Annotated in this window: 28 protein-coding genes; 8 read left to right on the top strand and 20 right to left on the bottom strand. The window is 71.0% G+C overall.

What is annotated here, in order from left to right:
* Nucleotides 1-220 precede the first annotated feature (220 nt).
* The 3 genes from IE096_RS12270 (at nt 221) to IE096_RS12280 (ending at nt 2,674) form a co-directional block, all read left to right on the top strand.
* Entirely contained in the window at nt 221-1,105 is an 885-nt protein-coding gene (locus IE096_RS12270; RefSeq protein ID WP_189451769.1) for an amino acid ABC transporter permease, read from the top strand.
* The gene (locus IE096_RS12275) at nt 1,102-1,863 is read left to right on the top strand and encodes an amino acid ABC transporter ATP-binding protein (RefSeq protein ID WP_189451458.1); all 762 of its coding nucleotides are present in this window, start codon (nt 1,102-1,104) and stop codon (nt 1,861-1,863) included. The genes IE096_RS12270 and IE096_RS12275 overlap by 4 nt, the downstream gene beginning before the upstream one ends.
* 169 nt (nt 1,864-2,032) lie before the next feature.
* Nucleotides 2,033-2,674 carry a CGNR zinc finger domain-containing protein gene (locus IE096_RS12280; RefSeq protein ID WP_189451459.1) on the top strand — a complete coding sequence of 214 codons (642 nt, stop codon included), beginning with the start codon at nt 2,033-2,035 and terminating at the stop codon, nt 2,672-2,674.
* On the opposite strand, the gene sodX is transcribed toward IE096_RS12280, so the two are convergent.
* On the bottom strand, nt 2,566-3,030 hold the full coding sequence (sodX, locus tag IE096_RS12285; protein ID WP_189451460.1) for a nickel-type superoxide dismutase maturation protease: 465 nt from the start codon (nt 3,028-3,030) through the stop codon (nt 2,566-2,568). The genes IE096_RS12280 and sodX overlap by 109 nt on opposite strands.
* A gap of 143 nt (nt 3,031-3,173) precedes the next feature.
* On the opposite strand from sodX, the gene sodN reads away from it, so the two are divergent.
* Nucleotides 3,174-3,569, top strand: coding sequence for a superoxide dismutase, Ni (gene sodN, locus IE096_RS12290; RefSeq protein ID WP_126916000.1), 396 nt, complete (start codon nt 3,174-3,176; stop codon nt 3,567-3,569).
* A gap of 71 nt (nt 3,570-3,640) precedes the next feature.
* Here sodN and IE096_RS12295 read toward each other — a convergent pair whose 3' ends face one another.
* The 18 genes from IE096_RS12295 to rfbA form a co-directional block, all read right to left on the bottom strand.
* Entirely contained in the window at nt 3,641-4,405 is a 765-nt protein-coding gene (locus IE096_RS12295; protein WP_229820123.1) for a TylF/MycF family methyltransferase, read from the bottom strand.
* Nucleotides 4,406-4,431: 26 nt separating this feature from the next.
* The gene (locus tag IE096_RS12300; protein ID WP_189451462.1) at nt 4,432-5,589 is read right to left on the bottom strand and encodes a class I SAM-dependent methyltransferase; all 1,158 of its coding nucleotides are present in this window, start codon (nt 5,587-5,589) and stop codon (nt 4,432-4,434) included.
* Nucleotides 5,590-5,617: 28 nt separating this feature from the next.
* Nucleotides 5,618-6,736: a nucleotide disphospho-sugar-binding domain-containing protein gene (locus tag IE096_RS12305; protein WP_189451463.1), complete on the bottom strand. Its 1,119-nt coding sequence runs from the start codon at nt 6,734-6,736 to the stop codon at nt 5,618-5,620.
* Nucleotide 6,737: 1 nt separating this feature from the next.
* Nucleotides 6,738-7,859, bottom strand: coding sequence for a class I SAM-dependent methyltransferase (locus tag IE096_RS12310; protein ID WP_189451464.1), 1,122 nt, complete (start codon nt 7,857-7,859; stop codon nt 6,738-6,740).
* 20 nt (nt 7,860-7,879) lie between these two features.
* A complete protein-coding gene (locus IE096_RS12315) occupies nt 7,880-8,716 on the bottom strand; it encodes a class I SAM-dependent methyltransferase (protein ID WP_189451465.1) in 837 nt (278 codons plus the stop codon).
* Entirely contained in the window at nt 8,713-9,759 is a 1,047-nt protein-coding gene (locus IE096_RS12320) for a methyltransferase (protein WP_189451466.1), read from the bottom strand. Before IE096_RS12320 ends, IE096_RS12315 begins: the two co-directional genes overlap by 4 nt.
* Entirely contained in the window at nt 9,756-10,217 is a 462-nt protein-coding gene (locus IE096_RS12325; protein WP_189451770.1) for an SRPBCC family protein, read from the bottom strand. Before IE096_RS12325 ends, IE096_RS12320 begins: the two co-directional genes overlap by 4 nt.
* A complete protein-coding gene (locus tag IE096_RS12330; protein ID WP_229820124.1) occupies nt 10,214-10,459 on the bottom strand; it encodes an acyl carrier protein in 246 nt (81 codons plus the stop codon). The genes IE096_RS12325 and IE096_RS12330 overlap by 4 nt, the downstream gene beginning before the upstream one ends.
* Before the next feature lie 47 nt (nt 10,460-10,506).
* On the bottom strand, nt 10,507-11,727 hold the full coding sequence (locus IE096_RS12335; protein ID WP_189451467.1) for a ketosynthase chain-length factor: 1,221 nt from the start codon (nt 11,725-11,727) through the stop codon (nt 10,507-10,509).
* A complete protein-coding gene (locus IE096_RS12340; RefSeq protein ID WP_189451468.1) occupies nt 11,724-12,995 on the bottom strand; it encodes a beta-ketoacyl-[acyl-carrier-protein] synthase family protein in 1,272 nt (423 codons plus the stop codon). Before IE096_RS12340 ends, IE096_RS12335 begins: the two co-directional genes overlap by 4 nt.
* The gene (locus IE096_RS12345; protein WP_189451469.1) at nt 12,992-13,423 is read right to left on the bottom strand and encodes a cupin domain-containing protein; all 432 of its coding nucleotides are present in this window, start codon (nt 13,421-13,423) and stop codon (nt 12,992-12,994) included. Before IE096_RS12345 ends, IE096_RS12340 begins: the two co-directional genes overlap by 4 nt.
* Nucleotides 13,424-13,435: 12 nt before the next feature.
* Entirely contained in the window at nt 13,436-13,756 is a 321-nt protein-coding gene (locus tag IE096_RS12350) for a TcmI family type II polyketide cyclase (RefSeq protein ID WP_189451470.1), read from the bottom strand.
* 1 nt (nt 13,757) lies between these two features.
* A complete protein-coding gene (locus IE096_RS12355; protein ID WP_189451471.1) occupies nt 13,758-14,090 on the bottom strand; it encodes an antibiotic biosynthesis monooxygenase family protein in 333 nt (110 codons plus the stop codon).
* A 12-nt stretch (nt 14,091-14,102) separates the two neighbouring features.
* On the bottom strand, nt 14,103-15,743 hold the full coding sequence (locus IE096_RS12360; protein ID WP_189451472.1) for an FAD-dependent oxidoreductase: 1,641 nt from the start codon (nt 15,741-15,743) through the stop codon (nt 14,103-14,105).
* 600 nt (nt 15,744-16,343) lie between these two features.
* Nucleotides 16,344-17,486: a methyltransferase gene (locus IE096_RS12365; RefSeq protein ID WP_189451473.1), complete on the bottom strand. Its 1,143-nt coding sequence runs from the start codon at nt 17,484-17,486 to the stop codon at nt 16,344-16,346.
* A gap of 129 nt (nt 17,487-17,615) precedes the next feature.
* Nucleotides 17,616-19,139, bottom strand: a complete 1,524-nt coding sequence (locus IE096_RS12370) for a DHA2 family efflux MFS transporter permease subunit (RefSeq protein WP_189451474.1) — start codon at nt 19,137-19,139, stop codon at nt 17,616-17,618.
* A 328-nt stretch (nt 19,140-19,467) separates the two neighbouring features.
* On the bottom strand, nt 19,468-20,070 hold the full coding sequence (locus tag IE096_RS12375; RefSeq protein WP_189451475.1) for a dTDP-4-dehydrorhamnose 3,5-epimerase family protein: 603 nt from the start codon (nt 20,068-20,070) through the stop codon (nt 19,468-19,470).
* 5 nt (nt 20,071-20,075) lie between these two features.
* On the bottom strand, nt 20,076-20,954 hold the full coding sequence (gene rfbA, locus IE096_RS12380; protein ID WP_189451476.1) for a glucose-1-phosphate thymidylyltransferase RfbA: 879 nt from the start codon (nt 20,952-20,954) through the stop codon (nt 20,076-20,078).
* A 170-nt stretch (nt 20,955-21,124) separates the two neighbouring features.
* Between rfbA and rfbB the strand changes: the two genes are divergently transcribed.
* The 4 genes from rfbB (at nt 21,125) to IE096_RS12400 (ending at nt 24,530) form a co-directional block, all read left to right on the top strand.
* A complete protein-coding gene (gene rfbB, locus IE096_RS12385; protein WP_189451477.1) occupies nt 21,125-22,114 on the top strand; it encodes a dTDP-glucose 4,6-dehydratase in 990 nt (329 codons plus the stop codon).
* Nucleotides 22,111-23,034 (top strand): dTDP-4-dehydrorhamnose reductase, encoded by a 924-nt coding sequence (gene rfbD, locus IE096_RS12390; protein ID WP_189451478.1) that lies wholly within the window; start codon nt 22,111-22,113, stop codon nt 23,032-23,034. The genes rfbB and rfbD overlap by 4 nt, the downstream gene beginning before the upstream one ends.
* Nucleotides 23,035-23,126: 92 nt before the next feature.
* Entirely contained in the window at nt 23,127-23,822 is a 696-nt protein-coding gene (locus IE096_RS12395; protein ID WP_189451479.1) for a VC0807 family protein, read from the top strand.
* Between the two features lie 81 nt (nt 23,823-23,903).
* Nucleotides 23,904-24,530 carry an HAD family acid phosphatase gene (locus IE096_RS12400; RefSeq protein ID WP_189451480.1) on the top strand — a complete coding sequence of 209 codons (627 nt, stop codon included), beginning with the start codon at nt 23,904-23,906 and terminating at the stop codon, nt 24,528-24,530.
* A 24-nt stretch (nt 24,531-24,554) separates the two neighbouring features.
* Here IE096_RS12400 and IE096_RS12405 read toward each other — a convergent pair whose 3' ends face one another.
* Nucleotides 24,555-24,815, bottom strand: a complete 261-nt coding sequence (locus IE096_RS12405) for a GlsB/YeaQ/YmgE family stress response membrane protein (RefSeq protein WP_126915997.1) — start codon at nt 24,813-24,815, stop codon at nt 24,555-24,557.
* Nucleotides 24,816-24,838: the final 23 nt, after the last annotated feature.

A 24,838-nucleotide genomic window follows, 5' to 3' on the forward strand; every position in this document is an offset into this window, starting at 1 on the left:
AGCGGAACCCTCCGAGGCCGAGCAGTCGGAGAAGAAGACTCCGGCTGACAAGACGAGCAAGCCGGAGCAGAAGGCCCCGGCCGACCCGCCCGCCGACGACCCGGCACCGGCCGACCCGCCCGCCGACGACCCGGCACCGGTCGACCCGCCCGCCGACCCGCCCGCCGACCCGCCCGTCGGCAAGGCCGCCGCGACCGCGAGCCCGGGCGAGCCCGAGACCATCAAGGCCATCCCGGTCCGCCACTACGGCCGGTGGATCTCCGCCGTCATCGTGCTGGCCCTCCTCGGCCTGATCGTCAACGCCTTCGCCACGGCGAACGTCCACTACAGCGCGATCCCGGACTACATCTTCGACTCCTCCGTCGTCTCGGGCCTCGGCAAGACCGTCCTGATCTCGCTGCTCGCGATGCTGCTGGGCCTGGTCCTCGGCATCGTCCTGGCCGTGATGCGGCTGTCGAAGAACCCGGTGACCTCATCGGTCTCCTGGCTCTACATCTGGTTCTTCCGGGGCACCCCGGTCTACGTCCAGCTGCTGCTGTGGTTCAACCTGGCGCTGATCTTCCCCTACATCAACCTCGGCCCGATCTACCGGGACGAGATGAGCGACTTCATGACCCCCTTCATGGCCGCGCTGCTCGGCCTGGGGCTCAACGAGGCCGCCTATATGTCCGAGATCGTCCGCGCCGGCATCCAGTCGGTCGACGAGGGCCAGACCGAGGCCGCCCACGCGCTCGGCATGAGCCAGGGCAGGACGCTGCGCCGGATCGTGCTGCCGCAGGCCATGCGCGTGATCGTGCCGCCGACGGGCAACGAGTTCATCAACATGCTCAAGACCTCGTCGCTGGCCGCGGCGGCGGCCCAGTACCTGGAGCTGCTGCGCTCCACCTCCGACATCGGGCAGACGACCGGTGCGACAGTGGAGATGCTGTTCCTCGCCGCCACCTGGTACCTCATCCTGACCAGCGTCTTCAGCGTCGGCCAGTTCTATCTCGAGCGGCGTTTCGCCCGTGGCGCGCTGCGCACCCTGCCGCTCACCCCGTGGCAGAAGGTCAGGGCCAACCTGGCGGCCTTCGGCAACCGTTCCAAGGGAGGCGTCAGCGCATGAACGCGATGGTGAAGGCGCAGGGCGTCCACAAGTCCTACGGCGCCGTGCAGGTCCTCAAGGGCATCGACCTGGAGGTCGCCCCGCGCGAGGTGTTCTGCCTCATCGGCCCCTCCGGTTCGGGCAAGTCGACCTTCCTGCGGTGCATCAACCACCTGGAGAAGATCAACGCCGGCCGGCTCTACGTCGACGGCCAGCTCGTCGGCTACCGCCAGAAGGGCGACAAGCTCTACGAGCTCAAGGACAGCGAGGTCGCCCAGAACCGCCGGGACATCGGCATGGTGTTCCAGCGCTTCAACCTCTTCCCGCACATGACGGCGCTGGCCAACATCATGGAGGCGCCGGTCCAGGTCAAGGGCGAGACGAAGGCCGTGGCCCGGGAGCGCGCCCTGAAGCTCCTCGACCGCGTCGGCCTCGCCGACAAGGCCGGCAACTACCCCTCCCAGCTCTCCGGCGGCCAGCAGCAGCGCGTGGCCATCGCCCGGGCGCTGGCGATGGAGCCGAAGCTGATGCTCTTCGACGAGCCGACGTCGGCGCTGGACCCGGAGCTGGTCGGTGACGTCCTCGACGTCATGCGGGGCCTGGCCGAGGACGGCATGACGATGATCGTGGTCACCCATGAGATGGGCTTCGCCCGGGAGGTCGGCGACTCGGTCGTCTTCATGGACCAGGGCGTCGTGGTGGAGTCGGGCCACCCGAGGGACGTGCTGACCAATCCCCAGCACGACCGGACGAAGTCGTTCCTGTCGAAGGTGCTGTAGTCCGCCGGGACGCGGTGGCCGCCGGCGGGTGCGGCGAGGGGCGGTACGGCCTGACGGCCGTGCCGCCCCTCGGCACGAGCGCCATGCCGTCCTTGTAATACCCTCGAAGCAGAATCGGCCATTACTGGCCGACGACAGCGACCTCGGCCCGGCTGCGTAAGGACTACAAGTGGAACTGGCCTCTTACTCGGACTTCGCCGTGCGGCTGGTCAACACCGAGCAGCCCACGCGCGGCACCGACACCCTCACCACCCTCGACGCGGCCCGCGAGCTCTTCGGTACCGCGTCGCAGGCGGCCCGCCGGCTCGTCGACGGCGACCTGACCCGGATGCGCGCGGCCCGGGCCCGGCTGCGCGCCGTCTTCGAGGCCGCGTCGGAGGGCGACGAGGTCCGGGCGGTGGACCTGCTCAACGCGCTGCTGATGGAGTTCCCCGTCAGTCCCCAGATCTCGGGCCACGAGTACCGGGACGAGGACGGCCGCCCCAAGTGGCACATGCACATCGCCGACCACGCCGCCAACGCGGGCGCCGTCTACACCGCCACCGCGAGCATGGGCCTGGCCGTCCACCTCACCGAGTACGGCGTCGACCGCCTCGGCATCTGCCAGGCCGCGCCCTGCCGCAACGCCTACCTCGACACCTCGACCAACCGCTCCCGGCGCTACTGCTCCGACCGCTGCGCCACCCGGGCGAACGTCGCCGCCTACCGCGCCCGCAAGCGCCTGGAGAACGTCCGCCCCGCCGTCCCGGCCGAGCGCAGCGGCCGCACGGCCTCGGTCGCCCAGGACAGCAGCGCCCCCGCCGACCGCTGACCGGCCCCGGGCGGCGGCCGCAGCCGCAGCCACGCCCGGGCCACCACGAACTCCTCCGGCACCGCGCCGAACTCCCGGCTGTCGTTCTCCACCAGCGGGTTGTCGCCCATCACCCACCAGCCGCCGTCGCGCCGCTCCACCGCGCGTTTGACGATCAGCAGGTCCTGGCGGAACGGGTGGCGCAGCACCACCACGTCCCCCGGCCGCACCGGGGCCCCGTACCGCACGATCAGCTGATCGCCGGGGTTGAGCGTGGGCACCATCGAGGGGTTGTACACCTCGGCCAGCCCGACGCGCAGCAGCCCGTGGCGCTCCCGCTCCTGCTCGTGGCCGCGCTCGTCCAGCTGGTCCTGCATCACGGCAACCTCCGCGTCCGTCGTTCCGCCAGTACCGGACTGACACTGGACTTTTGTCCTAAGCCCCCCGGGGCCCCCGAGAAAAGCCTTCCCGCACCGAGTAATCTCGCACCTGAGAAGACGATCACGAGGAAGGACAGCACATGCTCTCCCGCCTGTTCGCCCCCAAGGTGAAGGTCAGCGCCCACTGCGACCTCCCCTGCGGTGTGTACGACCCGGCCCAGGCCCGCATCGAGGCCGAGTCGGTCAAGGCCGTCCAGGAGAAGTACCAGGCCAACGAGGACGCGGCGTTCCGCGCCCGCGCGATCCTCATCAAGGAGCAGCGCGCCGAGCTGGCCAAGCACCACGTCTCGGTGCTCTGGAGCGACTATTTCAAGGCCCCGCACTTCGAGAAGTACCCCCAGCTGCACCAGCTGGTCAACGACACGCTGAAGGCCCTGAGCGCCGCGAAGGCGTCCACGGACCCGAAGACGGGTGAGAAGGCGCTGGAGCTCATCGCCGAGATCGACCGCATCTTCTGGGAGACGAAGAAGGCCTGACGCCTTCTTCCGCCGGGATGACCGACGGGGCCGCACCCCTTCAAGGGTGCGGCCCCGTCCTCGTCGGCCCGTCAGCCGGAGTGGGTGTACGTGCTGCGCCAGTACACGCCGGTCCCGTCGATCTCGTGGATGGGGTCGGTGATGCCGAGCCGTTCCCGGTACGCGTGCACCGCGTCGCTGCACGCGGGGATGGCGTAGTCGTCGATGATGACGAAGCCGCCGGGCGCCAGCCTGGGGAACAGGTTCTCCAGGGCGTCCATGGTGGACTCGTACAGGTCGCCGTCGAGCCTGATCACCGCCAGCGGGCCGGGCGGTGCGGTGGGCAGGGTGTCCTTGAACCAGCCGGGCAGGAAGCGCACCTGGTCGTCGAGGAGCCCGTAGCGCTCGAAGTTGGACCGCACCTGGTCCAGCGACACCGCGAGAACGCCGTTGGCCTGGTGCAGTCGCATCTCGCGGTCGACCGGGTGGGCGTCCGGCGCGACCTCGGGCATGCCCTGGAAGGAGTCGGCGACCCACACCCGCCGGGTGGCGTCCCCGTGGGCCCGCAGGACGGCGCGCATGAAGATCGAGGAGCCGCCGCGCCAGACGCCGGTCTCGATCAGGTCGCCGGGTATGCCGTCGGCGAGGGCGGTCTCGACGCAGTACTGGAGGTTGTCCAGCCGCTTGAGGCCCACCATCGTGTGCGCGACGCTCGGCCAGTCGCGGCCGAGCTGCCGGGCGTCGACGTCGGGCTCGCCCTCGTACTCGAAGGTCTGGATGGCCTCGTCCTGATAGATGACGTTGGTCAGGATCTTCTTCATCAGGTCGAGGTAGAGACCCCGGGCGTCTTCGGTCACGAGCTCTTCTCCTACTTGCCGGTCGGTCATACGTAGTCGATCTCACGCGGGGCGAAGAACGGGATCCGTCCCTCGATGTTGCTGCCCTTCTCCAGGAGGGCGAGATTGCGGTAGACGTGAATGCCCACCACGTGATCGGCGGCCGGCCCCGGCGTGACGGGTTCGGTGGCCGTCCACTCCTCGTGGTGGAGGTCGTCGATCAGGTTCTTGAGCAGCCCGATCGAGGTGTTCCCGGTCGCCTCGGCCGTCGCCGCGCCGCCGTATCCCGGGCAGTAGGCCGTCCAGAGGTCCTCGATGACGTAGAAACCGCCGTTGCGGACGGCCGGGAAGAGCTCGCGGAAGGCGGTCTGCTGGTGCTGGGCGACGTGGCTGCCGTCGTCGATCACGATGTCGAAGGGGCCGTGCTCCGCCGCGAGGCGCCGCAGGAACTCGGGGTCGTCCTGGCTGCCCTGGAAGGTGCGGATGCGGTCCTCGTCCAGTCCGTGCTTGGGGAAGATGTCGACGCCGAAGATCTGGCCCTGGGGGAAGTAGGACCGCCACATCTTCAGCGAGCCGCCGCCCTCGGACGGGTCCTGGTAGCCGCCGATGCCCAGTTCGAGCACCCGGACCGGCTGGTGCCGGAGCCGCTCGAAGTGGTGCTCGTAGAGGGGCGTGAACCAGTGCCAGAGGCCCCATTTGTCGGAGGCGTACTTGGCCGACAGCCGGCTCAGGTCGCTGACCCGCGGCGAGGCCGCCTGCACGATCGTGTCGACGGCGCGCATGTACGACTCGAAGATGCGGAAGGGTTCCGCCTCGTCGGCGTGGCCCATGAACCATTCGTCGTCGCGTTCGACGCGGAAGCGGCCGGCGGCCGGGCCGGGCGGCGGCCCGTAGACGCCGCGGACCAGGTCCGCGAGCTCGAAGGTCAGCCGGGCCGCCGGGGCCGGGCCCGCGTCGAGGCGGACGTCCTCGCCCTGCCGCAGCACGAGGACGTGCTCGGACCGCTCGCCCCGGTGCTCGACGGCGAGGCCCACCCGGGCCTCGTCGCTGTTGACGCACGGGCCGCAGCGGGCGAGCAGTTCGCGCACCACGATCCCCGCGGCCGTTTCGAGGCCGACGGTGTCCAGTACCGCGAGCAGGTCGCCCTGTTGCAGACCGGCGGCCCCGCGCAGCGCGGTGAGGCCGGACTCGGGTGTCGTCGTCATGGTTCTCCCTACGTTGTCGGTCGGCCGGTCAGGTCGCGGAGCCGGCCTGCTCGCTCAGCCGCGCGGCCAGGGCCGCGGGTGAGGGCAGTGCCCGGATCTCGGCGGCGACCTCACGTGCGGCGCGCCGGGGCTCTTCTTCGTGGAGCAGGAACGCGAGCGCGTCCGAGGTCGGCGCGGTGGTGTGGATGCCCACTCCCCGGGCTTCGACCGCGCGGGCGTTGATGTGGTTGTCGGCGAGCGCGGGTACGACGAGCTGGGGCACCCCCGCCCACAGTGCGGCCATGGTGGTGCCCGATCCGCCGTGGTGGACGACGACGGAGCAGGACGGCAGCAGCGAGGAGAGGGGTGTCCACGGCAGGACGCGGACGCCGGGCGGGAGCGGCCCCAGGGCGGAGAGGTCCGCTCCGTCCGCCGCCAGCAGGAATTCGGCGTCCACGCGTGCGGCCGCCGCGGGCAGCCACTCCAGGGCGGCCAGGCCGTGCGACCGCAGCACCTGGGTGCCCATGGTCACCAGCACCCGCGGCCGGTCCGGCGGTGCGAGCAGCGGGCCGGGCACGACCGCCCCGCCGTTGTAGGGCACGGCGCGGATCGCCGTGCCTTCCGTCTCCGGTGTCATGCTGGGCACCGCGACGTCGGCGAAGACCGCGGCGGGCGGCGCGCCGACGGCGCCGAAACGCTCGTCGAGCACCTTCCGCACGGCGTCCTGCACCCCGTGGCTCCGGGCGAACCCGAAGCCGTGCTCCAGCACGGGTACGCCGAGTTCGGAGGCGATCCGGGGCCCGGCGCCCTGGCCGTGGGTCGTCACCACGAGGTCGGGCCGCCATTGCCGTGCGACGCCACGCACCGGCTCCACCAGGCGGCCGGCGATGTGGCCGAACATGGGGGCGAGGTCGGCCATCGACGTCATCGGCCGCTCGCGCAGACCGGTGAAGAACCCCGGGTCGAGGGCCTGGTAGTCGTCGAACAGCGAGGTCATGGTCTCGCCCGGCAGCACGTCGACCACCGGCAGCCCGGCCTCCGCGACGCGCGTGGCGTCCCCCGCCGTGGTGACCAGCACCTCGTGCCCGAGGGCACGCAGCGCCCACAGCAGCGGTACGGACGGGTAGAGATGCCCCAGGGCCGGGGTGGCCACCGTCAGTACCCGCATGTCAGCCCGCCTCACGGAGCCGGCTGATGCCTCCGTGCCCGCTGTTGGCGCGCTTCTCGACGAACGCGAGGTTGTGGTAGAAGTGCAGGCCGCCCACCTCGTGGTCCGTGGGCCGGGGCGGCCGTCCGGCCTTCGCCGGGTACTCCGCGTGGTTGAGGCCGTCCACGAGGCGCTTGAGGAACCCCATGCTGGTGTCCGCGTCCTCGGCGTAGGAGCCCGAGAAGCTCGGCCAGTACGAGGTCTGCAGGTCCTCCACCACATAGAGCCCGCCCGGGCGGAGCCGGGGGAACAGCGTGGAGAACGCCGTGACGACGTGGGCGCTGACGTGACTGCCGTCGTCGATGACGATGTCGATCGGCCCGATCCGGTCGGCGAGGGCCGCGAGCGACGCCGGGTCGGACTGGTCGGCCACGGAGGTGGTGACGCGGGGTTCGGCGTGGGAGCTCTTGTCCGTGATGTCCACACCGTGGATCAGGCCGCGCCGGAAGTAGCGCTTCCACATCCGTAGGGAGCCGCCGCCGGCCTCGGGGTCGTCGTACCCGCCCACCCCGATCTCGACGACGGTGACGGGACGGTCCCGGTACCGCGCGAAGTGGTGCTCGTAGTGCGGCGTGTACTCGTGGATGCCCCACTTGTCGGAACCGTGCCGCAGGGCCAGCTCGGCCAGCCCCGGGGCGCCCCGCCCGTCCAGCGCGGCGAGCAGCCGCTCCACCACGGGGAAGGCGGGCGGCGGCGCGAAGTAGACCTTCGGGTCGTCGTGGTCGCGCCAGCGCACCCGGCGCGTCGCGGAGTCCTGGCAGCCCGGCGGGCCGAAGAGCGAGCGGGCCACCTCCGTGACGTCCTGGCTCAGCACGACCTCGGGGTCGGCGAGCTCGCCGGGGCGCGCCCCGGCCCCCCGGCGTCCGACGGACAGCACGTAGGGGAGGGGGCGGGCGCCGTCGAGCACGAGTTGTACCTCGGTGACGTCCTCGGGCAGTGTGCCGGTCTCGACGCGGCCGGTGAGCTCGGCGACCAGGAAGGCGGCGGCCTCCTCGGCGCCGATCCGTTCGATCGTCTCCCGGACGCGCTCGGCGTCGCCGCCGGCGCTGTCGATCAATGACCGTGCGATGTCCGCAGAGTCCATGGTGTTCCTTCTCCTGACGGTCAGAACCGGTAGCGCAACAGCCGGTAGGCGTAGCGCAGCGGCCGCACCGACCGCATGACGCGGACGATGAAGCGGTCCTGCACGGGCAGCCGGTCGGCGTACGGCGAGTCGCACATCGACCATTCGTCGAGCGCCCGCAGGCCGGGCACCGACCGTTCGAGGTCGCGGGGGTCGGCGACCGCCCACCCGAACGACGCCCCGGTCTGCCTGACCAGCCGCGCGTACTTCGCGATGTGCCGGGTCCACGGCAGCACCGCGTCGAACATGATCACTCCGCCGGAGAGGTGGCCGGTGAGGTTCCGCAGCATCGCCAGGCCGTCGGCCTCGGCGAGGTACGGGGCCAGGCCCTCGGCGACCACGAGAGCGGGCCGGTCCTTGGGCACGGCCTCCAGCCAGCCCGCCTCGACGGCGGAGGCCGCGAGCATCCGGTAGCCGTCGGTCTCGTCGTACAGCTTGCGGCGCAGCTCGATCACATCGGGCAGGTCCACGTCGAACCACAGGGCGGTGTCCGGCACGTCGAGCCGGAAGGCCCTGCTGTCCAGTCCGCAGGCCAGGTGGAGGACGACCGCGTCGGGGTGCTCGGCGAGGAACGCGTTCGCCCACTCGTCGAGCTTCTTCGCGCGGAAGGGAACCGTGCGGCGGTCACGGCCGGCGAACTTCATCTTGCGCCAGTCGTAGTCGAGCCGCCGCATCAGGCCCTCGGCCGTGGTGTCCCCGAGGACCGGCCGGGGGGAGCGGTTGTCCTGCGCCCGGACGTACAGCGGTGCGAGCAGGGTCTCCTGTACGCCGGTCAGCCGTACCGGTGCGGCCGTGCCGGGCGTCCCCTCGGCGCTCATACCGGCCGGCATTCGAGCATGGCCCAGCGGTACTCGGGCCGGTTGGTCAGCTCGAAGCCGGTGGCGGCGAAGAGCTGCTGCCATTCGGTCAGGGTGCGCTCGCGGCCGCCGAAGAGGACGAGCATGTCGGCGTCGAGGAACTTGCCGTGGTCCCAGCGGTTGTCGGGGGACATCACCACGTCGAAGACGAGCAGCGTGGCCCCGCTCGTCCCGATGGCCGCGCGCAGGCGGTGCAGCAGGTCGAGCACCTTCTCGTCCGACCAGTTGTGCAGCACGCCCTTGAGGAGGTACGCGTCGCAGCCGGCGGGGATGGGCTCGGCGAAGAAGTCGCCGGGGACGACGGTGACGCGGTCGGCCACGCCGGCCTCCGCGAGCAGGGTGCCGGCGGACGCGGCGACCCGCGGAAGGTCCATGAGCACGGCGGTCGACTCGGGCTGGCGACGCAGGACCTCGGCGAGGAACCAGCCGTCGCCGCCGCCCAGGTCGGCGATCCGGCCGAAGCGCTCGAGCCCGAGCCCGGGCAGCTCCTCGGCGACCAGTTTGCGGCTCCAGTGCATCATGAACCGCTCGAAGAACTCGCCGGCCTCCGGGTGGCTTTCGAGGTATTCGTAGAAGGACTGGCCGAAGACCTCGTCGAACGCCGGACCGCCGGTGCGGACGCTGTGCATGATCCGCTCGAACGGCCGCAGGGTCAGTTCCATGTTGTTGTACTTCACGAGCGGGAGGATGCTGCCGGGGTGACCGGGGCGCAGGCCGTCCGAGAGGGGCGTCGCCGAGAAGACCTTCTCCGGGCCCTCGGCGAAGATGCCCACGGACGCCGCGATGCGCAGGATCCGGTACAGCGACAGGGCGTGGGTGCCGGTCGCCTCGGCCAGTTCGTCGACGGCCACCGCGTCGTCGCCGATCCGTTCGGCGATGCCCAGCTCCACCAGCACGTGGACGATCCTGGCCAGCCGGCCGCCGCCGGCCAGCAGCAGCAGGCGCTGGGCGTGGAGGTCGGTCGGCAGCGCCGCGGCCGTCACCTGTTCGCGGGTCGAGGTCATGACGTCTCCTTGGCTGCGCGGGCTTCGATCGCCTGCTTGATCCGGTTCATGTTCTTGCGGCTGGCCCCGTCGATCCGGGCCACCATGGCGGCGTCGTCGAACGGCGCCTCGTCCTTGACCTCGAACTCCTGCACCCACCGCATCTCGACGCCTTCCGGGGTCTGGCGGTAGGACCAGGCGAGGTCCATGTACGTGAAGGGCCCGGTCTCGATCCGGTGGGCGGAGACCGTGAGGTTCTCGCGATCGGGCGTGCGGCGGGAGACCCAGGACCACTCACGCCCGTCGGCGTCGGGCTTGGTGGTCAGCCGGAACTCGATGGCATCGCCGTCGCGGCGCAGAATCTCCGCGGCGGCGTACTCGCCGAACAGCGTCGGCCAGGACTCGACGTCGTTGGTCATCTCCCAGACCAGGTCGAGGGGCGCGTCGATGACGATCGCGTTGTCGGTCCTGGCCATCAGGCGGCCGCCTTCCCGTTGGCGGCGGCCAGCGTGGCGCGCGGGGTCTTGAGCTCGAAGATGTCGTCGTCGGACAGCTCGATCCCGTGGTCGCGCTTCAGCGTCGCGAAGAGCTCGAGCAGGGCGAGCGAGTCGTAGCCGAGGTCGTCGTAGGTCAGGTCGAGGATGTCGCCGTCCAGGTCGGCGACGTCGGAGTCGCCCGCCGACTTACGGAGGGCCTGGACCAGTTGTTCCAGAGACAGCAAAACGGTTCACCTCAAAGGACGTACGGAAAGTAAGGGTGGTGCCGGCGTCAGACGCGGCTGAGGACGACGGCGGAATTGAATCCGCCGGTGCCGCGCGCGACGACCAGGGCGGTCGTCAGCGGCGTCTCACGAGGCTGGCCGAGCACGAGGTCGAGCTCCGGCGGGGCGCTCGCGGTGCCGGTGGTCGGCGGGATGACGCCGTGCTCCAGGGCCAGCAGGGCGGTGGCCATGTCGAGCGCGCCGCCGCCGGCGTAGAGCCGTCCGGTCATGGACTTGGGGGCGGTGACGGGCACGCCCGCCGGGCCGAAGACCCTGGCCAGCGCCTCGACCTCCGCCCGGTCCTGCTCGGGGACGCCGGCCGCGTCGGCGAAGACGACGTCGACGTCCTCCGGCGACAGCCGGGCCTCGTCGAGCGCCAGACGGATCGCCCGTGCGAGCCCCGGGGGCCGGCCGAGGCCGGGCCTGGGGTCGAAGGTCGAGGCATGGCCGGCGATACGGCCGTAGACGCGGCCCGCGCCCCGGGCCCTGGCCCGGTCGGCGTCCTCGACCACCAGGGTCGCGCCGCCCTCGCCGGGCACCCAGCCGGCCGCGTCGGGATCGAAGGGCAGATAGGCGCGCCGGGGGTCCTCCTCGGTGCTCAGCAGCCCGCTGGGAATCTGGGCGACGAGGCCCCACGGGCAGACCGAGGCCTCGAACCCCCCGGTGATCGCCGTCCGCAGCGTGCCCTTGGCCACCAGCCGGACGGCCTCGGCGGCGGCGTCGAGCCCGCCGGCCTGCTCGGCGACCATCACCGAGCTGTGACCGCGGAAGCCGTTGCGAATGGAGATCTGCCCCGTGTTCACCGCGTAGAACCAGGCGAACGACTGGTACGCGCTGACCTCGGCCGGGCCGGTCCGCCACAGCTTCTGCAGCTCCCGCTGGCCGAACTCGAAGCCGCCGGACGCGCTGGCGGTGATGACGCCGGTGGAGCAGTCGTCGAGTTCGGAGGGGGTGAGACCGGCGTCCGCCAGGGCCCAGTCGGTCGCGACCAGGGCGTGCTGGGTCATCCGGTCGGTCTGCGGCAGCAGCCGCCGGGGCAGGTGCTGCCCCGCGTCGAAGTCCAGGACCTCACCGGCGACGCGCACGGGGTAGCCGCCGGCGTCGAAGGAGCTGATGGTCCGCAGGCCGCTGCGCCCTTCGAGGACCGACTCCCAATACGCCTTCTTGCCCGAGGCGTTGGCCGCGATGACGCCGAGGCCGGTGATCCAGGGCGAGGCGGTGCCGGTCATCGCCGCCCCTGTTCCGGCCGGGTGAGCAGCGCGGCGCTCTGGAACCCCCCGAATCCGCTGCCGACACTGAGGACCGTGTCCAGCGTGGCGGTGCGGGCCGTGTTCGGCACATAGTCGAGGTCGCACTCGGGGTCGGGCTCGGCGTAGTTCGCCGTCGGCGGGATCACTCCGTGCTCCATGGCCAGTACACAGGCGGCGAGTTCGACGGAACCGATGGCCCCCAGGGAGTGCCCGATCATCGACTTGATCGAGCTGATCGGCACGTCGTGGGCGCGGGCGCCGAAGCTGCGCTTGAACGCGGCGGTCTCGTGCCGGTCGTTCTGCCGGGTGCCCGAGCCGTGGGCGTTGATGTAGTCGACGTCCGCCGGGGCGCGGCGGGCCTGGTCCAGCGCGGCGTCGATGGCCGCCGCCATCTCCCTGCCGTCCGGGCGCAGTCCGGTCATGTGGTACGCGTTGCAGAAGGTGGCGAAGCCGGACAGCTCCGCGTAGACGCGGGCACCACGGCGCAGTGCGGCCTCGCGCTCCTCCAGCACGAACACCGCGGCGCCCTCGCCGAGGACGAACCCGTCCCGGCGGCGGTCGAAGGGGCGGGAGGCGTGGGCGGGATCGTCGTTGTTCGCCGACGTCGCCTTGATCGCGTCGAAGCAGGCGACGGTGATCGGTGAGATCGGGGCGTCGGTGGCGCCGGCCAGCACCACCTCGGCGCGGCCGTCGCGGATGAGCTCCGCGCCGTGGCCGACGGCGTCGAGCCCCGAGGTGCATCCGGTCGACACCAGCTTCACCGGGCCCTCGGCCCCCACCTCCCATGCGACTTCGCGCGGTATGGAGGTGGGCGAGAAGTAGTCGAAGAGCTGGTCGACGCCGAGCGTGTGGTCGACGAGCCAGTCGGCCCCGCCGTGGCTGACCCGGGCGTACTCGGTGTCCAGGCTCGTCGTGCAGCCGACCGCGCTGCCGATGCTCACGCCCAGCTTCTCCGGGGCCAGCGCGGCCGTCTCCAGGCCGCTGTCCTCGATGGCCTCGCGGACGGAGGCGACGGCGAGGAGGGTGGCCCGGTCCCAGCGCTCGACCTCCCGCGGGGTGAAGCCCTCGGCCAGGGGGTCGAAGTCGATCTCACCGGCGATCCGGGAGCGGAAGGGCGCCGGGTCGAAGGAGGAGATGGTCCGGGTCGCGGTCCGGCCCGAGCTCAGCAGGTCCCAGAACTCCTTGACGCCACGCCCTCCGGGGGCCCGGACGCCGACCCCCGTGATGACCGCCCGGCGGCCGGTCATTCGACGCCCCCGACCTTGGGCGGGGCTTCGCCGGGGTTCGGCACGGGCTCGGTGTCGACGTGGCCCAGCTCCGGCCGGGGGGCCAGCGGGCTGATCTGGAAGACGAAGCGGGCGGGGACCTCGCCCCGGTTCTCGATCCGGTTGCGCTGGCCCCGGGTGATGAGCACCGCCTGGTGTTCCTCCAGGGCGGCCTCGTGGCCGTTGATGGTCACGACCACCGAACCGGTGACGACGTAGAGGTACTTGTCGGAGTACGGGTGGTAGTGCTCGCTGACCCACTCCCCCGGCTCCAGGTCGGTCGTGCCCAGGAAACCGGAGGTGGCGCCCGCCGACTTGGGGGTGAGCAGTGCCCGGGTCCGGCCGCCCTGCCGTGAGCTGGGCGTGACGTCCGCGACCCCGATGATGGGTGGTGGTACCGGCGCGATCATGTCGTTCCTTTCTCAGGCTTCCCAGGTGTAGATGACTTCGGCCTTCGAGTCGGTGAGCTGCTGCCACTGGGACGAGTAGGGCGTCAGGTACTTGCCGACCTCGCTGTTCACGGCCTGGAACCGGGGGTCCGAGCGGGCCTCGAGGAGCTTGGGCATGATGTCCTCGTCGGCCTCGATGAGGTGCATGTACAGATCGTGGAAGCGGAACAGCACCCGGCGGCTGAGCCCGATCTCCTCGGGCAGTCCGGTGCCGTCGTGCTCGGCGAAGGCCGCGGCGACGTGTTCGGCGTCGTCGGGGTCCATGCGGAGCACCATCAGCGCGCGGTAGGCCATGTCAGCGCCCTCCGGTCGGTGCGGCCACGTACGAGAGCGTGCAGGGGATCGACTTGGGCGAGGAGATCCCCCGGCAGAAGGCGAAGTGCTCCTGGAGCCCGGGGTCCGCGTGCATGGCGCGGAAGCTCTCCTCGCTCTCCCACTGCGCGTAGTTGACGACCTGGGTGCCGTCGTGGCTCAGGTGGAAGTTGGCCGAGACGAAGCCGGGCATGTGCCGGATCTTCTCCTCGGTGACCCCGGTCAGGTGCCGGTAGAGCTTTTCCTGGTCGGCGGGTGCGACGGTGAAGACGTTGACCAGTGTGTAGAAGCCGTCGTCGGTGGAGAGGCGGGTCATTTCGGTTACCTCCTACTGCGCGGTGGCCGGCCGGCCCGGGCGGGCCAGGATGCGGTCGAGGACCTCGGTCAGGGCGGCCTGGGGATCGTCGGCCGCCTCGTCGGAGCGCCAGGCGACGAAGCCGTCGGGACGGATGAGCAGGGCGCCGCCGGAACCCAGCCCGGTGGCCTCGGTCAGCGAGTCCTCGGGGTCCGTCAGCGTCGTGCCGAGCACGTGCGCCGTCAGGGGGATGCCGGCCGTCGCCGCCGCGCGCTCCGCGGCGGTCGCCCAGGCGGCGCCGTCCTGGCGCGTCAGCAGCACGAATCCGTCGACCGCGAGGTCGACCGAGGAGACGCGCTCACCCTCCTTGTCGAACCACAGGTGCGGTACGCGATAGCCCGGCTCGCCCTTGAGCGTGAGCTCACGGGGGATCGCGGTGGGGTACCCCGGTCCGGCCACGGCGTCGGAGGAGTACCGGTGGCCGACGGCGACGACCTTGGTGTCGATGAGCTTGGCGCCGAGCTCGCCGTCGTCGTTCAGCCGGAAGGTGTGGCGCATCCACGCCTGGTCGGCGATCTCGGCGCCGACCGCGTGCCGTTCCTGCTGGTAGGTGTCGAGCAGTTCCTCTCCCGCCCAGCCCTTGAGCACGGCGGCGAGCTTCCAGGCCAGGTTGTGTCCGTCCTGGATGCCGCCGTTGGCGCCGAACGCCCCGGCCGGCGGGTGGACATGAGCGGCGTCGCCGGCCAGGAACACCCGGCCGCTTCGATAGGCGTCCGCGACGTTGTGCGACATCTCCCAGGGCTGGGTGAGCTGGATGTCGAGGGGGACGTCGGGGATGTCCAGGGCGGTGCGGACGATCTGTTCACAGCGCTCGGGGCCGAAGTCGTCGCCCCCGGCGCGGTGGGCGTCGCAGAAGAAGCCGAAGATCCACCGGTCCTCGTCGAACGTCTGCAGCACCCCCGGGGCGGCGGGGTTCGCGATGTAGCTGATGACGAACCGGCGACCCTGCAGCACAGGGTCGAAGTCGGCCTTGAACAGGACGCTCATGGCCTTGCCCAGCGAACCGTGCCCGGTGCTGGTGATGTCCAGGGCCTGCCGGATACGGCTGCGGACACCGTCGGCGCCGATGACGTAGGCGGCCCGGACGGTCGTCTGCTCACCCGTCGTACGGTTGGTGATCAGCGCTTCCACATGGTCCGCGTGCTGGGTGAACGACTCGAGCTGGGTGTGGAAGCGGATGTCGGCGCCCCGGCGGACGGCCTCGTCCCGCAGGATGGGCTCCAGCTTGTCCTGGCCGCACCACTGGGAGCGGGTGGGGCTGACATCGGACATGTCGAGGGAGGGCTCCTCGACGATCATGGCCTGTTTGATGTCGGCGAGGTTGCGGGCGCGCAGGACGACCCACGGGATCTGGTCGGTGGGCTGGCCGAGTTCACGCCAGCGCTTGCCTTCGATGAGCTGGAGACTGCGGCCCACCACGGTCTCCTCGAGACCCGCGTTGCGCAGCAGCTCCATCGTGCGCGAGTTGATGCCCGACGCGCGGGTCAGGAACGTCGTGTCCCGGTGCCGCTCCACCAGCAGGCAGTCAACGCCCTGTTGACGCAGGAAGAGCGCGGCGGACAGGCCGGTCAGGCCGCCGCCGACGATGAGAACGGGAACTTCCAGGTGGTCCATCCATCACTCCGGCTCGGTAGGACATCGGTGGTGGCACCTGTGGATACCGCGACGGGAGCACGAGGAGGACGGCGGACGTACGACATACGCGACCAATGACCTGTTCATGGCATCACCCCCCGTATCGCAGATCACTTCAGACTGCTTGGTGCGCTGAGGCCACTTAGGTATCACCCATCACATGAGCCGGGACAGCGCGAATTTCCGGAAGTTGGCTTGTTCCCGCCCTCCCCGCCGACCGCCGCCACTGGGCCGTTGACCTGATTTGACGGACCGGGCCGCACCCTCGCCGCTTATGACAAGGCGGCTGATTTTCGTATGCGGCGAACCGAGCAGTTGATCACTTAGATCCGGCACATCACGGCAGTTCGGACCGCCTTCGTGAAAGGGACGCATAGGTACGTGGCATGGAAATCACGCACCTTTTCCCCTTTCCACCGCATCAAGACGGGGAGACGAGTGCATGCATGTTCAAATAAACGTGCTTCGCGACAATTCACGTCATGCGGCGGGATGACGGGACGAGAAACCCCGAGGGGGCGAACCGCTGTCGCGGTTCGCCCCCTCGGGGTGTCGGTGTCCGGTGGGAAGGCGCTGTGCTCAGCGGAGTCCCAGGCGCCAGAGCGAGGTGACCTCGGCGGATCGGGCGGCGTGCAGGGGGTCGTCCGGGTCGCTCGCCCGTGAGTGCCGCGGCGCGATGTCCAGTCGGCCCAGGACCTGCAGCCCGGAGCGGTCGATGAGCTCCAGCAGGTCCTCACGGGTCCGCAGGCCGAGGTGCTCGGCGAGGTCCGAGAGGATCAGCCAGCCCTCGCCGCCCGGCTCGAGGTGCCGGGGCAGCAGCCGGAGGAACTCGCGCAGCATGCGGCCACCCGGGTCGTACACCGCCGATTCCAGCGCGGAGGTGGGCTTGGCCGGCAGCCACGGCGGGTTGCACACCACGAGCGAGGCGCGGCCCGACGCGGGGAACAGGTCCGCCTCGACCACCCGTACCCGGTCGGCCAGGCCCAGCCGGGCGATGTTGTCCTCCGCGCAGGCCAGGGCGCGCGGGTTCTGGTCCGTGGCGACGACGCTGCCGACCCCGCGCCGGGCGAGCACCGCCGCGAGGACGCCCGAGCCCGTACCGATGTCGAACGCCACCGACCGCGCGGGGTCCCCGGGCGGCAGGGGCGCCTGCGCCACCAGGTCGACGTACTCCCCGCGCACCGGGGAGAAGACGCCGTAGTACGGGTGGATCCTCGCGCCGAGGGCGGGCACCTCGACGCCCTTGCGCCGCCACTCGTGCGCTCCGATCATGCCCAGCAGGGACACCAGCGAGCAGACGAACGGCCGGTCGAGAGGGCAGCCGGCCCCGGCGCAGGCCTCGCGGACGTCCGGGGCGCGCCGCAGGTCGGCCACGGCGCCCGCGTCCAGCCGGATCAGGAGGCTGCCGAGGATGCGGGCGCGCAGCGCGCGGGCCTGGCGGTGCTGGTTGAAGGCGATGGCGGGGTCGTCCGCGAACCGGCGTCGCTTGCGGTCGGCCCGGCGGCCCATCGCCGACAGCAGCTGGCGGGCGTTCTGGAAGTCACCGGTCCACAGGATCGCGGTGCCTTCGGAGGCCATGCGGTAGGCGGTGTCCGCCTTGAGCCGGTCGTCGGCGACGACGACGGTGCGCGGCGGCGGGGCGGCGTTCTCCGCGTACCACAGCGCGGAGTGGGCGAGACCCTTGGCGTCAGTCCAGGTGATCTCGTGCTCAACGTTCGTCATCAGGCCCTGTTTTCCCCTCGCCACCGACCGATCCACCCTACCTGACCTGCCCGGACGTTCCCGGGTCGGCGGCCGGGCGCCGGGGTCGGCGGAGCCGTACGGGGCACGGCTCCGCCGCCGTTCCTCTCCTCAGTGCCCGCCCGGTCCCCGTGCCCCGGGCGGCTGCCGGAACAGGAAGAAGGCGGGCACCAGGCACACCACCATGAGCGCCAGGGAGCAGGTGAACGTCGTGGTGTAGGTGTCCGAGACGAGCTCGAGCGCCGCGCCCCGCCGGAGGGGGTCGGCGAGGGCCTCGGTGGCGACCAGCTGGCCCTGGCTGACCGGCACGTCGAACTGGTCGGCCAGCCCGGCGGCCAGCACGATCGAGACGACCGCGGACCCGATGGCGCCGAACGCCTGCTGAATGATGTTGGCCGTGGTCGAGCCCCGCGCCACGGCGGGCCCCTCCAGCAGCTGCAGGGCGGAGGAGATGACCGGCATCATGGTGCCGCCGACGCCCAGTCCGACGACGAAGAGCCCCGGTGCCAGCACCGTCCAGTACCCGCTGCCGGGGCCGACCCGGGTGAAGACGGCGAGCCCGCTCGCGATCAGGACCAGCCCGGGGACGACCACCTTGCCCGGCCCGATCCGGTCGGCCAGCTTGCCCGCCAGCGGCATCGTCACGACGGCGCCGAGCCCCAGCGGCAGCAGTTGCACACCCGCCTCCAGCGCCGTGAGCCCGCGCACCATCAGGAAGTACGTGGGCAGCACGATCATGACGCCGAAGAAGGAGACGCTGAAGACGGACAGGGTCGAGATGGCGATCGTGAACCGCTTGTTGCGGAACAGCCCCAGGTCCAGCAGGGGGTTCTCGACGCGGGCCGCCCGGACCGTGAATCCCGCGACCAGGGCCAGACCCAGCAGGGCGGGAATCCAGACTCCGGGGGTCACACCGCCGGCCCGAGGGATGTTCGAAATGCCGTAGAGCAGCAGCGCCACCCCCGGGGAGAGCATGAGCATGCCCAGGACGTCGAAGGCGCGGCGGGTCGGCTCGGCGTCACGGGGCAGGTACCGCAGGGTCAGCAGCAGGGCCACCAGGCCGATGGGAACGTTGAGGTAGAAGATCCAGCGCCAGCTGACGGAGTCGACGAGCCAGCCACCGAGGATGGGACCGGCCAGCGGGCCCAGCAGCATCGGCACACCGAGCAGGGACATCACCCGGCCGACCCGGCCCGGGCCCGCGGCCTTCGTCAGGATGGTCATGCCGGCGGGGGTGAGGATGCCGCCGCCGAGCCCCTGGAGGACCCGGAAGACGATCATCGAACCCACGTTCCAGGCCAGCCCGGCCAGGACGGAGCCGGCCAGGAACAGGACGAGCGCGAAGGCGTACAGCCGCTTGGTGCCGAAGCGTTCCGCCGCCCAGCCGGTCACCGGGATGACGGTGGCCAGGGCGAGCATGTAGGCGGTGGTCACCCACTGGATCGTGTCGAAGGACGTCTTGAATTCGACGATCAGGGTCTGGAGGGCGATGGTGACGACCGTGGTGTCCAGGATCGCCATGATCGATCCGGCGATCACCGCGGCGGCCACCTTGAGCAGTGCCCTGTCGATCTTCGTCGGATGCCCGGCCTCGCTCGCGGGCGATGATCCGACGTCGGGTTGTGTTGCTGCCATGTACGGGAAGACTCCTGCGTAGATATCCCCCTCACGGGGGATGCGCGTATGCCCCAGAAGCAACCTGTGGCCGAAGCCGGGAAACTCGTGGGGAAAGGCCGCCGGGCACGCGCCGGGACGCCGAAAGCGTCGGGCCGCATGCGGGAGAAAGCTGCCTAGCGGGCGTACAGCGCATGTGCAGGAGTGACCATGGCGGCAATGTACCACCAGAGGGAGTGTGGAACCACGCCGTCTTCGGACGGAAAAGTCCCACACCCTGAATCGAATGAATTCGGCCGGTCAGCCGTGCGTGAATTCGCCGGCTACGGTCGAATTCCGGCCGCCGGGGTCAATCGAGCGAGGAGCCCTGGTCCATCGCGGCGCGGCAGGCCCGGTAGTCGGGGAGCAGGCCGGCCGCGCGCGCCTCGGCCAGGGAGGGGGCGGCCTCGTCGCGCGGGGACAGCACGGGTGCCACGGCGCCCCAGTCGACGGCCAGTTCGGGGTCGAAGGGGTGGACGGTGTGCTCGCGAGCCGGGTCGTACGGCTCCGAGCAGAGGTAGGACACCGTCGCGTCGTCGGTGAGCGCGCGGAAGCCGTGGCCCAGCCCCTCGGCGAGGTAGACCGCCCGGCGGTCGGTGTCGTCCAGCCGGGTGCTCTCCCAGTGGCCGTAGGTCGGCGACCCCACACGCAGGTCGACGACGACGTCCAGGACCGCGCCGCGCACGCAGGTCACGTACTTGGCCTGACCCGGTGGCACATCGGCGAAATGGATGCCGCGCACCACATCGCGGCGGGAGACGGACAGATTGGCCTGCGCCAGGCGCAAGGGGTGGCCGACCGCCTCGGCGAGCCGGTCGAAGCGGTACCACTCGGTGAACATGCCGCGGTCGTCGGTGTGGAGACGCGGCGTCACCTCCCAGGCGCCCTCGATCGTCATCCGGCGTGTCCTCATGGGCTTCACCGCTCCTGGTGTGCGTCGTCGAGCAGATCGAGCAGGTACCGGCCGTACCCGCTCTTGAGCAGGGGGCGGCTCAGTTCGCGCAGTTGGTGGTCGTCGATGAGGCCGCACCGCCACGCGACCTCCTCCACGCAACCGATCTTGTAGCCCTGGCGCTCCTCTATCACCCGTACGTACTCGGAGGCCTGGACGAGCGCGGGGAACGTCCCGGTGTCCAGCCAGACGGTGCCCCGGTCGAGCACGGTCGCGCTCAGCGCACCACGGTGCAGGTACTCCTCGTTGACCGCCGTGATCTCCAGCTCTCCCCGGGCGCTCGGGCGCAGGGCCGCCGCGATCTCCACGACGTCGTTGTCGTAGAAGTACAGCCCGGCGGCGGCGTACCGGGATCTCGGCCTGGCCGGCTTCTCCTCGATGGAGACGACCGAGCCCTCGTCGTCGAACTCGACGACGCCGTACGCCGTGGGATCGGACACCGGATAGGCGAAGATCCGGCCACCCTTGATGTCGGTGTACCGGCGGAGCCGGGTGCCCAGCCCCCCGCCGTGGAAGATGTTGTCACCGAGGATCAGGGCCACCGGTCCGTCACCGATGAAGTCGGCTCCGAGCACGAAGGCCTGGGCGATCCCCTCGGGGCGCTCCTGGGCCGTGTAGCTCAGCCGCAGGCCGAGGTGCGAACCGTCACCGAGCAGGCGCCGGAACTGCTCCTGCTCCTCCGGGGTGGTGATCACCAGGATCTCGCTGATCCCCGCCATCATCAGCGTGGTCAACGGGTAGTAGATCATGGGTTTGTCGAACACCGGCATGAGTTGTTTGGACACCGCTCGGGTGACCGGCCAGAGCCGGGAGCCGGTCCCGCCGGCCAGAAGGATGCCGCGCATCGATGTCTGCGGACCGGCGGCTCGCGCCTCGGCCCGCTGCCCCCCTTCGACTGAGCTTGAGTTCCCCTCACCTCCGTGACCGGGCACGGGGGCACAAGGCAACTTTCACTTGCATCACTCCAGTCATATCACTATCGCAAGTCACAGCAGCCCCAGTACGGTTGGCGATCATGCGCCTACTCGTCACCGGCGGAGCCGGCTTCATCGGGTCGGAATTCGTCCGGTCCTCGCTCTTGACACATGACGCCGATATGCGGGACGTGCGGATCACCGTCCTGGACAAACTGACCTACGCCGGTGTGCGGGCCAACCTCGCCCCCGTGGCGGACCACCCCCACCACTCCTTCGTCCACGGCGACATCTGCGACACCGACCTGGTCGAGCAGGTGATGCCCGGTCACGACGCCGTCGTCCACTTCGCCGCCGAGTCCCACGTCGACCGGTCCATAGCGGGCTCCGGACCGTTCGTGACGACCAATGTGCAGGGCACCCAGGTGCTGCTGGACGCGGCCGCCCGGCACGGTGTCGGCCGTTTCCTGCACGTCTCGACGGACGAGGTGTACGGCTCGATCCCGTCCGGCTCATGGACGGAGGAGTCCCCCCTCGCGCCCAACTCGCCCTACGCGGCCTCCAAGGCCGCCTCCGACCTGCTCGCCCTCGCCTACCACCGGACCCATGGCATGGACGTCGTGGTGACCCGCTGCTCCAACAACTACGGCCCGTACCAGTTCCCCGAGAAGGCCGTCCCGCTCTTCCTGTCCAACCTGCTGAACGGAAAGAAGGTCCCGCTGTACGGCGACGGGCGCAACGTCCGCGACTGGCTGCACGTGTCGGACCACTGCCACGGCATCCGGCTGGCCCTGCGCCACGGCCGGGCCGGCGAGGTCTACCACATCGGCGGCGGCACCGAGCTGACGAACTGGGAACTGGTGGACATGCTCTTGCTGGCGACGGGGGCGGGTTGGGACATGGTCGAGCACGTCCCGGACCGCCTGGGGCACGACCTGCGGTACTCCCTGGCCTGCGACAAGGCCCGCCGGGAACTGGGCTACGCCCCGCGCGTGCCCTTCGAGCAGGGGCTGAAGGACACCATCGCCTGGTACCTGGACCACCGTGACTGGTGGGAGGCGCTCACGGCGAAGGCGGCGGTCCGGTCATGACTCCCGAAGAGCGCACCCCGCACACGCGCCGCGTCAGGTGGCTCGTGACCGGAGCGGCGGGCAAGCTCGGGCAGGACCTCCTCGCGGTCCTCGGCACGGACCCCACCGCCGAGGTGACCGGACTGCGCCGCACGGAACTCGACATCACCGACGCCGCCGCCGTGCGCGAGGCCGTCGCCGGCCACGACATCGTGGTCAACGCCGCCGCGTGGACCGACGTCGACGGCGCGGAAGCCTCGGAAGCCGCCGCGACAGCGGTGAACGGCACCGGCGTTCGTCATCTCGCCGACGCCTGCGGGAGGGTGGGGGCCCGGCTGCTCCAGGTGTCGACCGACTACGTCTTCTCCGGCGAGGCCCGGACCCCGTACGGCGAGGACGCCGCCACCGCGCCGGTGAACGCCTACGGTCGCGGCAAGCTGGCCGGAGAGCGCGCGGTCGTCGGGCTCCTGCCCGACGCCGGTTACGTCGTCCGCACGTCCTGGCTCTACGGGGAGCACGGCCGCGACTTCGTCACCACCGTCCTGGAGCTCGCCGAAACGAGGGACACCCTGGACGTGGTCGACGACCAGCACGGTCAGCCGACCTGGTCCTACGCGGTGGCCGAGCGGCTCGCCCTCCTGGGCGGCGCCGCGCTGGCGGGCACCGCCCCGCCCGGGATCTACCACGCCACCGCGGGGGGCCGGACCACCTGGATGGGCCTCGCCCGGACCGTCTTCGAGCTGGCCGGCCTCGACCCGCGGCGCGTCCGCCCCACCACCTCGGCCGCCTACGCGCGACCCGCTCCCCGTCCCGCCTTCAGCGTGCTCGGCCACGAACGATGGGCGGCGGCCGGCCTTCCGCCCATGCCGCACTGGCGGACCTCGCTCGAGGAAGCCCTGCGCCGGCCCGCCTTCAGAGCGCTCACGACACCTGGTCAGTAGTGGCGCCCCGCACGTCACACTGACAAAAGTCACGGCCGCTCGAGGACGCTTCGCTCTGCTGCCGGGGCGGGTCCTCCCGTGAGTCTGTACCCATGCAGACACTCACCCCCGCCCCCGCCCCCGCCGCCCCCGCGCCCGCCGGGGAGGGCCGGGCCCTGGCGCAGAGCCTGACGCCGCTGGTCGTGGACGCCGTGGTGCCCATGGCCGGGTACTACGTCCTGACCGACGGTTTCGGCATGGGCACCGTCGCCGCCCTCGCCTGGACGAGCGTCCTCCCGGCGGCGCGCTCGCTCTGGTCGGTCGTCAAGGACCGCCGGCTCAACGCGCTCGCCACCCTGATGCTCGTCGTCAACGCCATCGGCCTGGCGATGAGCGCTGTCACGGGCGACGCCCGGCTGATGCTCGCCAAGGACAGCGCCGGCAGCGGGATGATCGGGGCGGGCGTGCTGGTCTCCGTGCTCGCCGGGCGTCCGATGATGACCGCGGGCCTCAAGCCGTGGATCACCAAGGGCGGCGACCCCGCGAAGACCGCCGCGTGGGAGCGGCTCTCGCGTGAATCCGCGCGCTTCCGCCGCGCCGAGCGCCGCTTCTCCCTCGTGTGGGGCACCGCCCTGCTGGCCGAGTCGGTCTCCCGGGTGGTCGCGGCGTACACCCTGCCCGCGCACACGGTGGTGTGGCTGGGCAACGTGCTCGCGGGGGCGGCGGTGGTCCTCGCGATCGTGATGACGGGATGGCTGGCCGTGGACCCGATGGAGAAGATGGTGGAGGCGGAGGTCCGGTCCCGCTAGGGGCAACGGTGCATCCCCGCGACGCGTGCCGTTCAAGTACGCGACGCCGCCCCGCCACCGGCCGTCGTGAGCATGCCACGCATGAGCGAAACGATCACGGCCCGCCGAGCCGCCGCGACCGTCGTGGCCGCCGTCGCGCTGGTCATGGCGGGTACGGCCGCCACCCCCGCCGAGGCGGCCACCGCGCGGACGTCCGGCACCGCCGGCCTCAAGGGCATCGACCACGACGCGTGGATCCGCGACGTCCGGGCGGTCGTCGACCGGGCCGAGCCCTACGTCGCCGAGCGCGCCGCGCACGCGGACGGGCGGAAGCAGGCCGTCGTCCTCGACATCGACAACACCTCGCTGGAGACGGACTTCCACTGGGCCACCGTGCCCACGCCCGCCGTCGCGCCCGTCCTGGAGCTCGCGCGCTTCGCGCACGAGCGCGGGGCGGCCGTCTTCTTCGTCACCGCGCGCCCCGGCGTGCTCACCCCGGCCACGGAGTGGAACCTGCGCAAGGTCGGCTACCCCGTCGACGGCCTGTACGTGCGGCACCTCCCGGACCTCTTCCAGGACGTGAGCACGTACAAGACCGCCAAGCGGGCGGAGATCGAGGCCAAGGGCTACACGATCGTCGCCAACATCGGGAACAACACCACCGACCTCGTCGGCGGGCACGCGGAGCGGACCTTCAAGCTGCCGGACTACGACGGCAAGCTCTCCTGAAGCCCCACGGGAACGCGGGCGCCCTCAGCGCCGCTTCCGGCGGTCGTACCAGGCGATGCCCAGGGCCGCCAGGACGATCTGGACCACCCAGACGAGCCAGGTGATGCCCTTGGTGTCGTAGAGACCGAGCGGATGAGAGATGAGGGCGCCCACGAAGGCCGCCACGATGCCGATGACGACCGTCATCACGACGCCCACGTGCTGACGGCCCGGAACGACCAGCCGGCCCAGGACACCGATGAACGCGCCGATCACGATCGCACTGACGATTCCCGAGATTTCCATGTCCTCCCCCTTGTGACCGGTTC

Source organism: Streptomyces abikoensis (assembly GCF_014648775.1).
Lineage (GTDB): Bacteria > Actinomycetota > Actinomycetes > Streptomycetales > Streptomycetaceae > Streptomyces > Streptomyces abikoensis.

What these genes read in the sequence shown, in the direction of transcription:
- IE096_RS12370 (WP_189451474.1), bottom strand. Translation starts at nt 19,139, where the DNA reads ATGGCAGCAACACAACCCGACGTCGGATCATCGCCCGCGAGCGAGGCC.
- IE096_RS12405 (WP_126915997.1), bottom strand. Translation starts at nt 24,815, where the DNA reads ATGGAAATCTCGGGAATCGTCAGTGCGATCGTGATCGGCGCGTTCATC.
- IE096_RS12365 (WP_189451473.1), bottom strand. Translation starts at nt 17,486, where the DNA reads ATGACGAACGTTGAGCACGAGATCACCTGGACTGACGCCAAGGGTCTC.
- IE096_RS12315 (WP_189451465.1), bottom strand. Translation starts at nt 8,716, where the DNA reads ATGAGCGCCGAGGGGACGCCCGGCACGGCCGCACCGGTACGGCTGACC.
- IE096_RS12350 (WP_189451470.1), bottom strand. Translation starts at nt 13,756, where the DNA reads ATGGCCTACCGCGCGCTGATGGTGCTCCGCATGGACCCCGACGACGCC.
- sodX (WP_189451460.1), bottom strand. Translation starts at nt 3,030, where the DNA reads ATGCAGGACCAGCTGGACGAGCGCGGCCACGAGCAGGAGCGGGAGCGC.
- IE096_RS12335 (WP_189451467.1), bottom strand. Translation starts at nt 11,727, where the DNA reads ATGACCGGCACCGCCTCGCCCTGGATCACCGGCCTCGGCGTCATCGCG.
- IE096_RS12300 (WP_189451462.1), bottom strand. Translation starts at nt 5,589, where the DNA reads ATGACGACGACACCCGAGTCCGGCCTCACCGCGCTGCGCGGGGCCGCC.
- IE096_RS12320 (WP_189451466.1), bottom strand. Translation starts at nt 9,759, where the DNA reads ATGACCTCGACCCGCGAACAGGTGACGGCCGCGGCGCTGCCGACCGAC.
- IE096_RS12310 (WP_189451464.1), bottom strand. Translation starts at nt 7,859, where the DNA reads ATGGACTCTGCGGACATCGCACGGTCATTGATCGACAGCGCCGGCGGC.
- rfbD (WP_189451478.1), top strand. Translation starts at nt 22,111, where the DNA reads ATGACTCCCGAAGAGCGCACCCCGCACACGCGCCGCGTCAGGTGGCTC.
- IE096_RS12375 (WP_189451475.1), bottom strand. Translation starts at nt 20,070, where the DNA reads ATGAGGACACGCCGGATGACGATCGAGGGCGCCTGGGAGGTGACGCCG.
- rfbB (WP_189451477.1), top strand. Translation starts at nt 21,125, where the DNA reads ATGCGCCTACTCGTCACCGGCGGAGCCGGCTTCATCGGGTCGGAATTC.
- sodN (WP_126916000.1), top strand. Translation starts at nt 3,174, where the DNA reads ATGCTCTCCCGCCTGTTCGCCCCCAAGGTGAAGGTCAGCGCCCACTGC.
- IE096_RS12400 (WP_189451480.1), top strand. Translation starts at nt 23,904, where the DNA reads ATGAGCGAAACGATCACGGCCCGCCGAGCCGCCGCGACCGTCGTGGCC.
- IE096_RS12345 (WP_189451469.1), bottom strand. Translation starts at nt 13,423, where the DNA reads ATGATCGCGCCGGTACCACCACCCATCATCGGGGTCGCGGACGTCACG.
- IE096_RS12360 (WP_189451472.1), bottom strand. Translation starts at nt 15,743, where the DNA reads ATGGACCACCTGGAAGTTCCCGTTCTCATCGTCGGCGGCGGCCTGACC.
- IE096_RS12355 (WP_189451471.1), bottom strand. Translation starts at nt 14,090, where the DNA reads ATGACCCGCCTCTCCACCGACGACGGCTTCTACACACTGGTCAACGTC.
- rfbA (WP_189451476.1), bottom strand. Translation starts at nt 20,954, where the DNA reads ATGCGCGGCATCCTTCTGGCCGGCGGGACCGGCTCCCGGCTCTGGCCG.
- IE096_RS12340 (WP_189451468.1), bottom strand. Translation starts at nt 12,995, where the DNA reads ATGACCGGCCGCCGGGCGGTCATCACGGGGGTCGGCGTCCGGGCCCCC.
- IE096_RS12395 (WP_189451479.1), top strand. Translation starts at nt 23,127, where the DNA reads ATGCAGACACTCACCCCCGCCCCCGCCCCCGCCGCCCCCGCGCCCGCC.
- IE096_RS12275 (WP_189451458.1), top strand. Translation starts at nt 1,102, where the DNA reads ATGAACGCGATGGTGAAGGCGCAGGGCGTCCACAAGTCCTACGGCGCC.
- IE096_RS12305 (WP_189451463.1), bottom strand. Translation starts at nt 6,736, where the DNA reads ATGCGGGTACTGACGGTGGCCACCCCGGCCCTGGGGCATCTCTACCCG.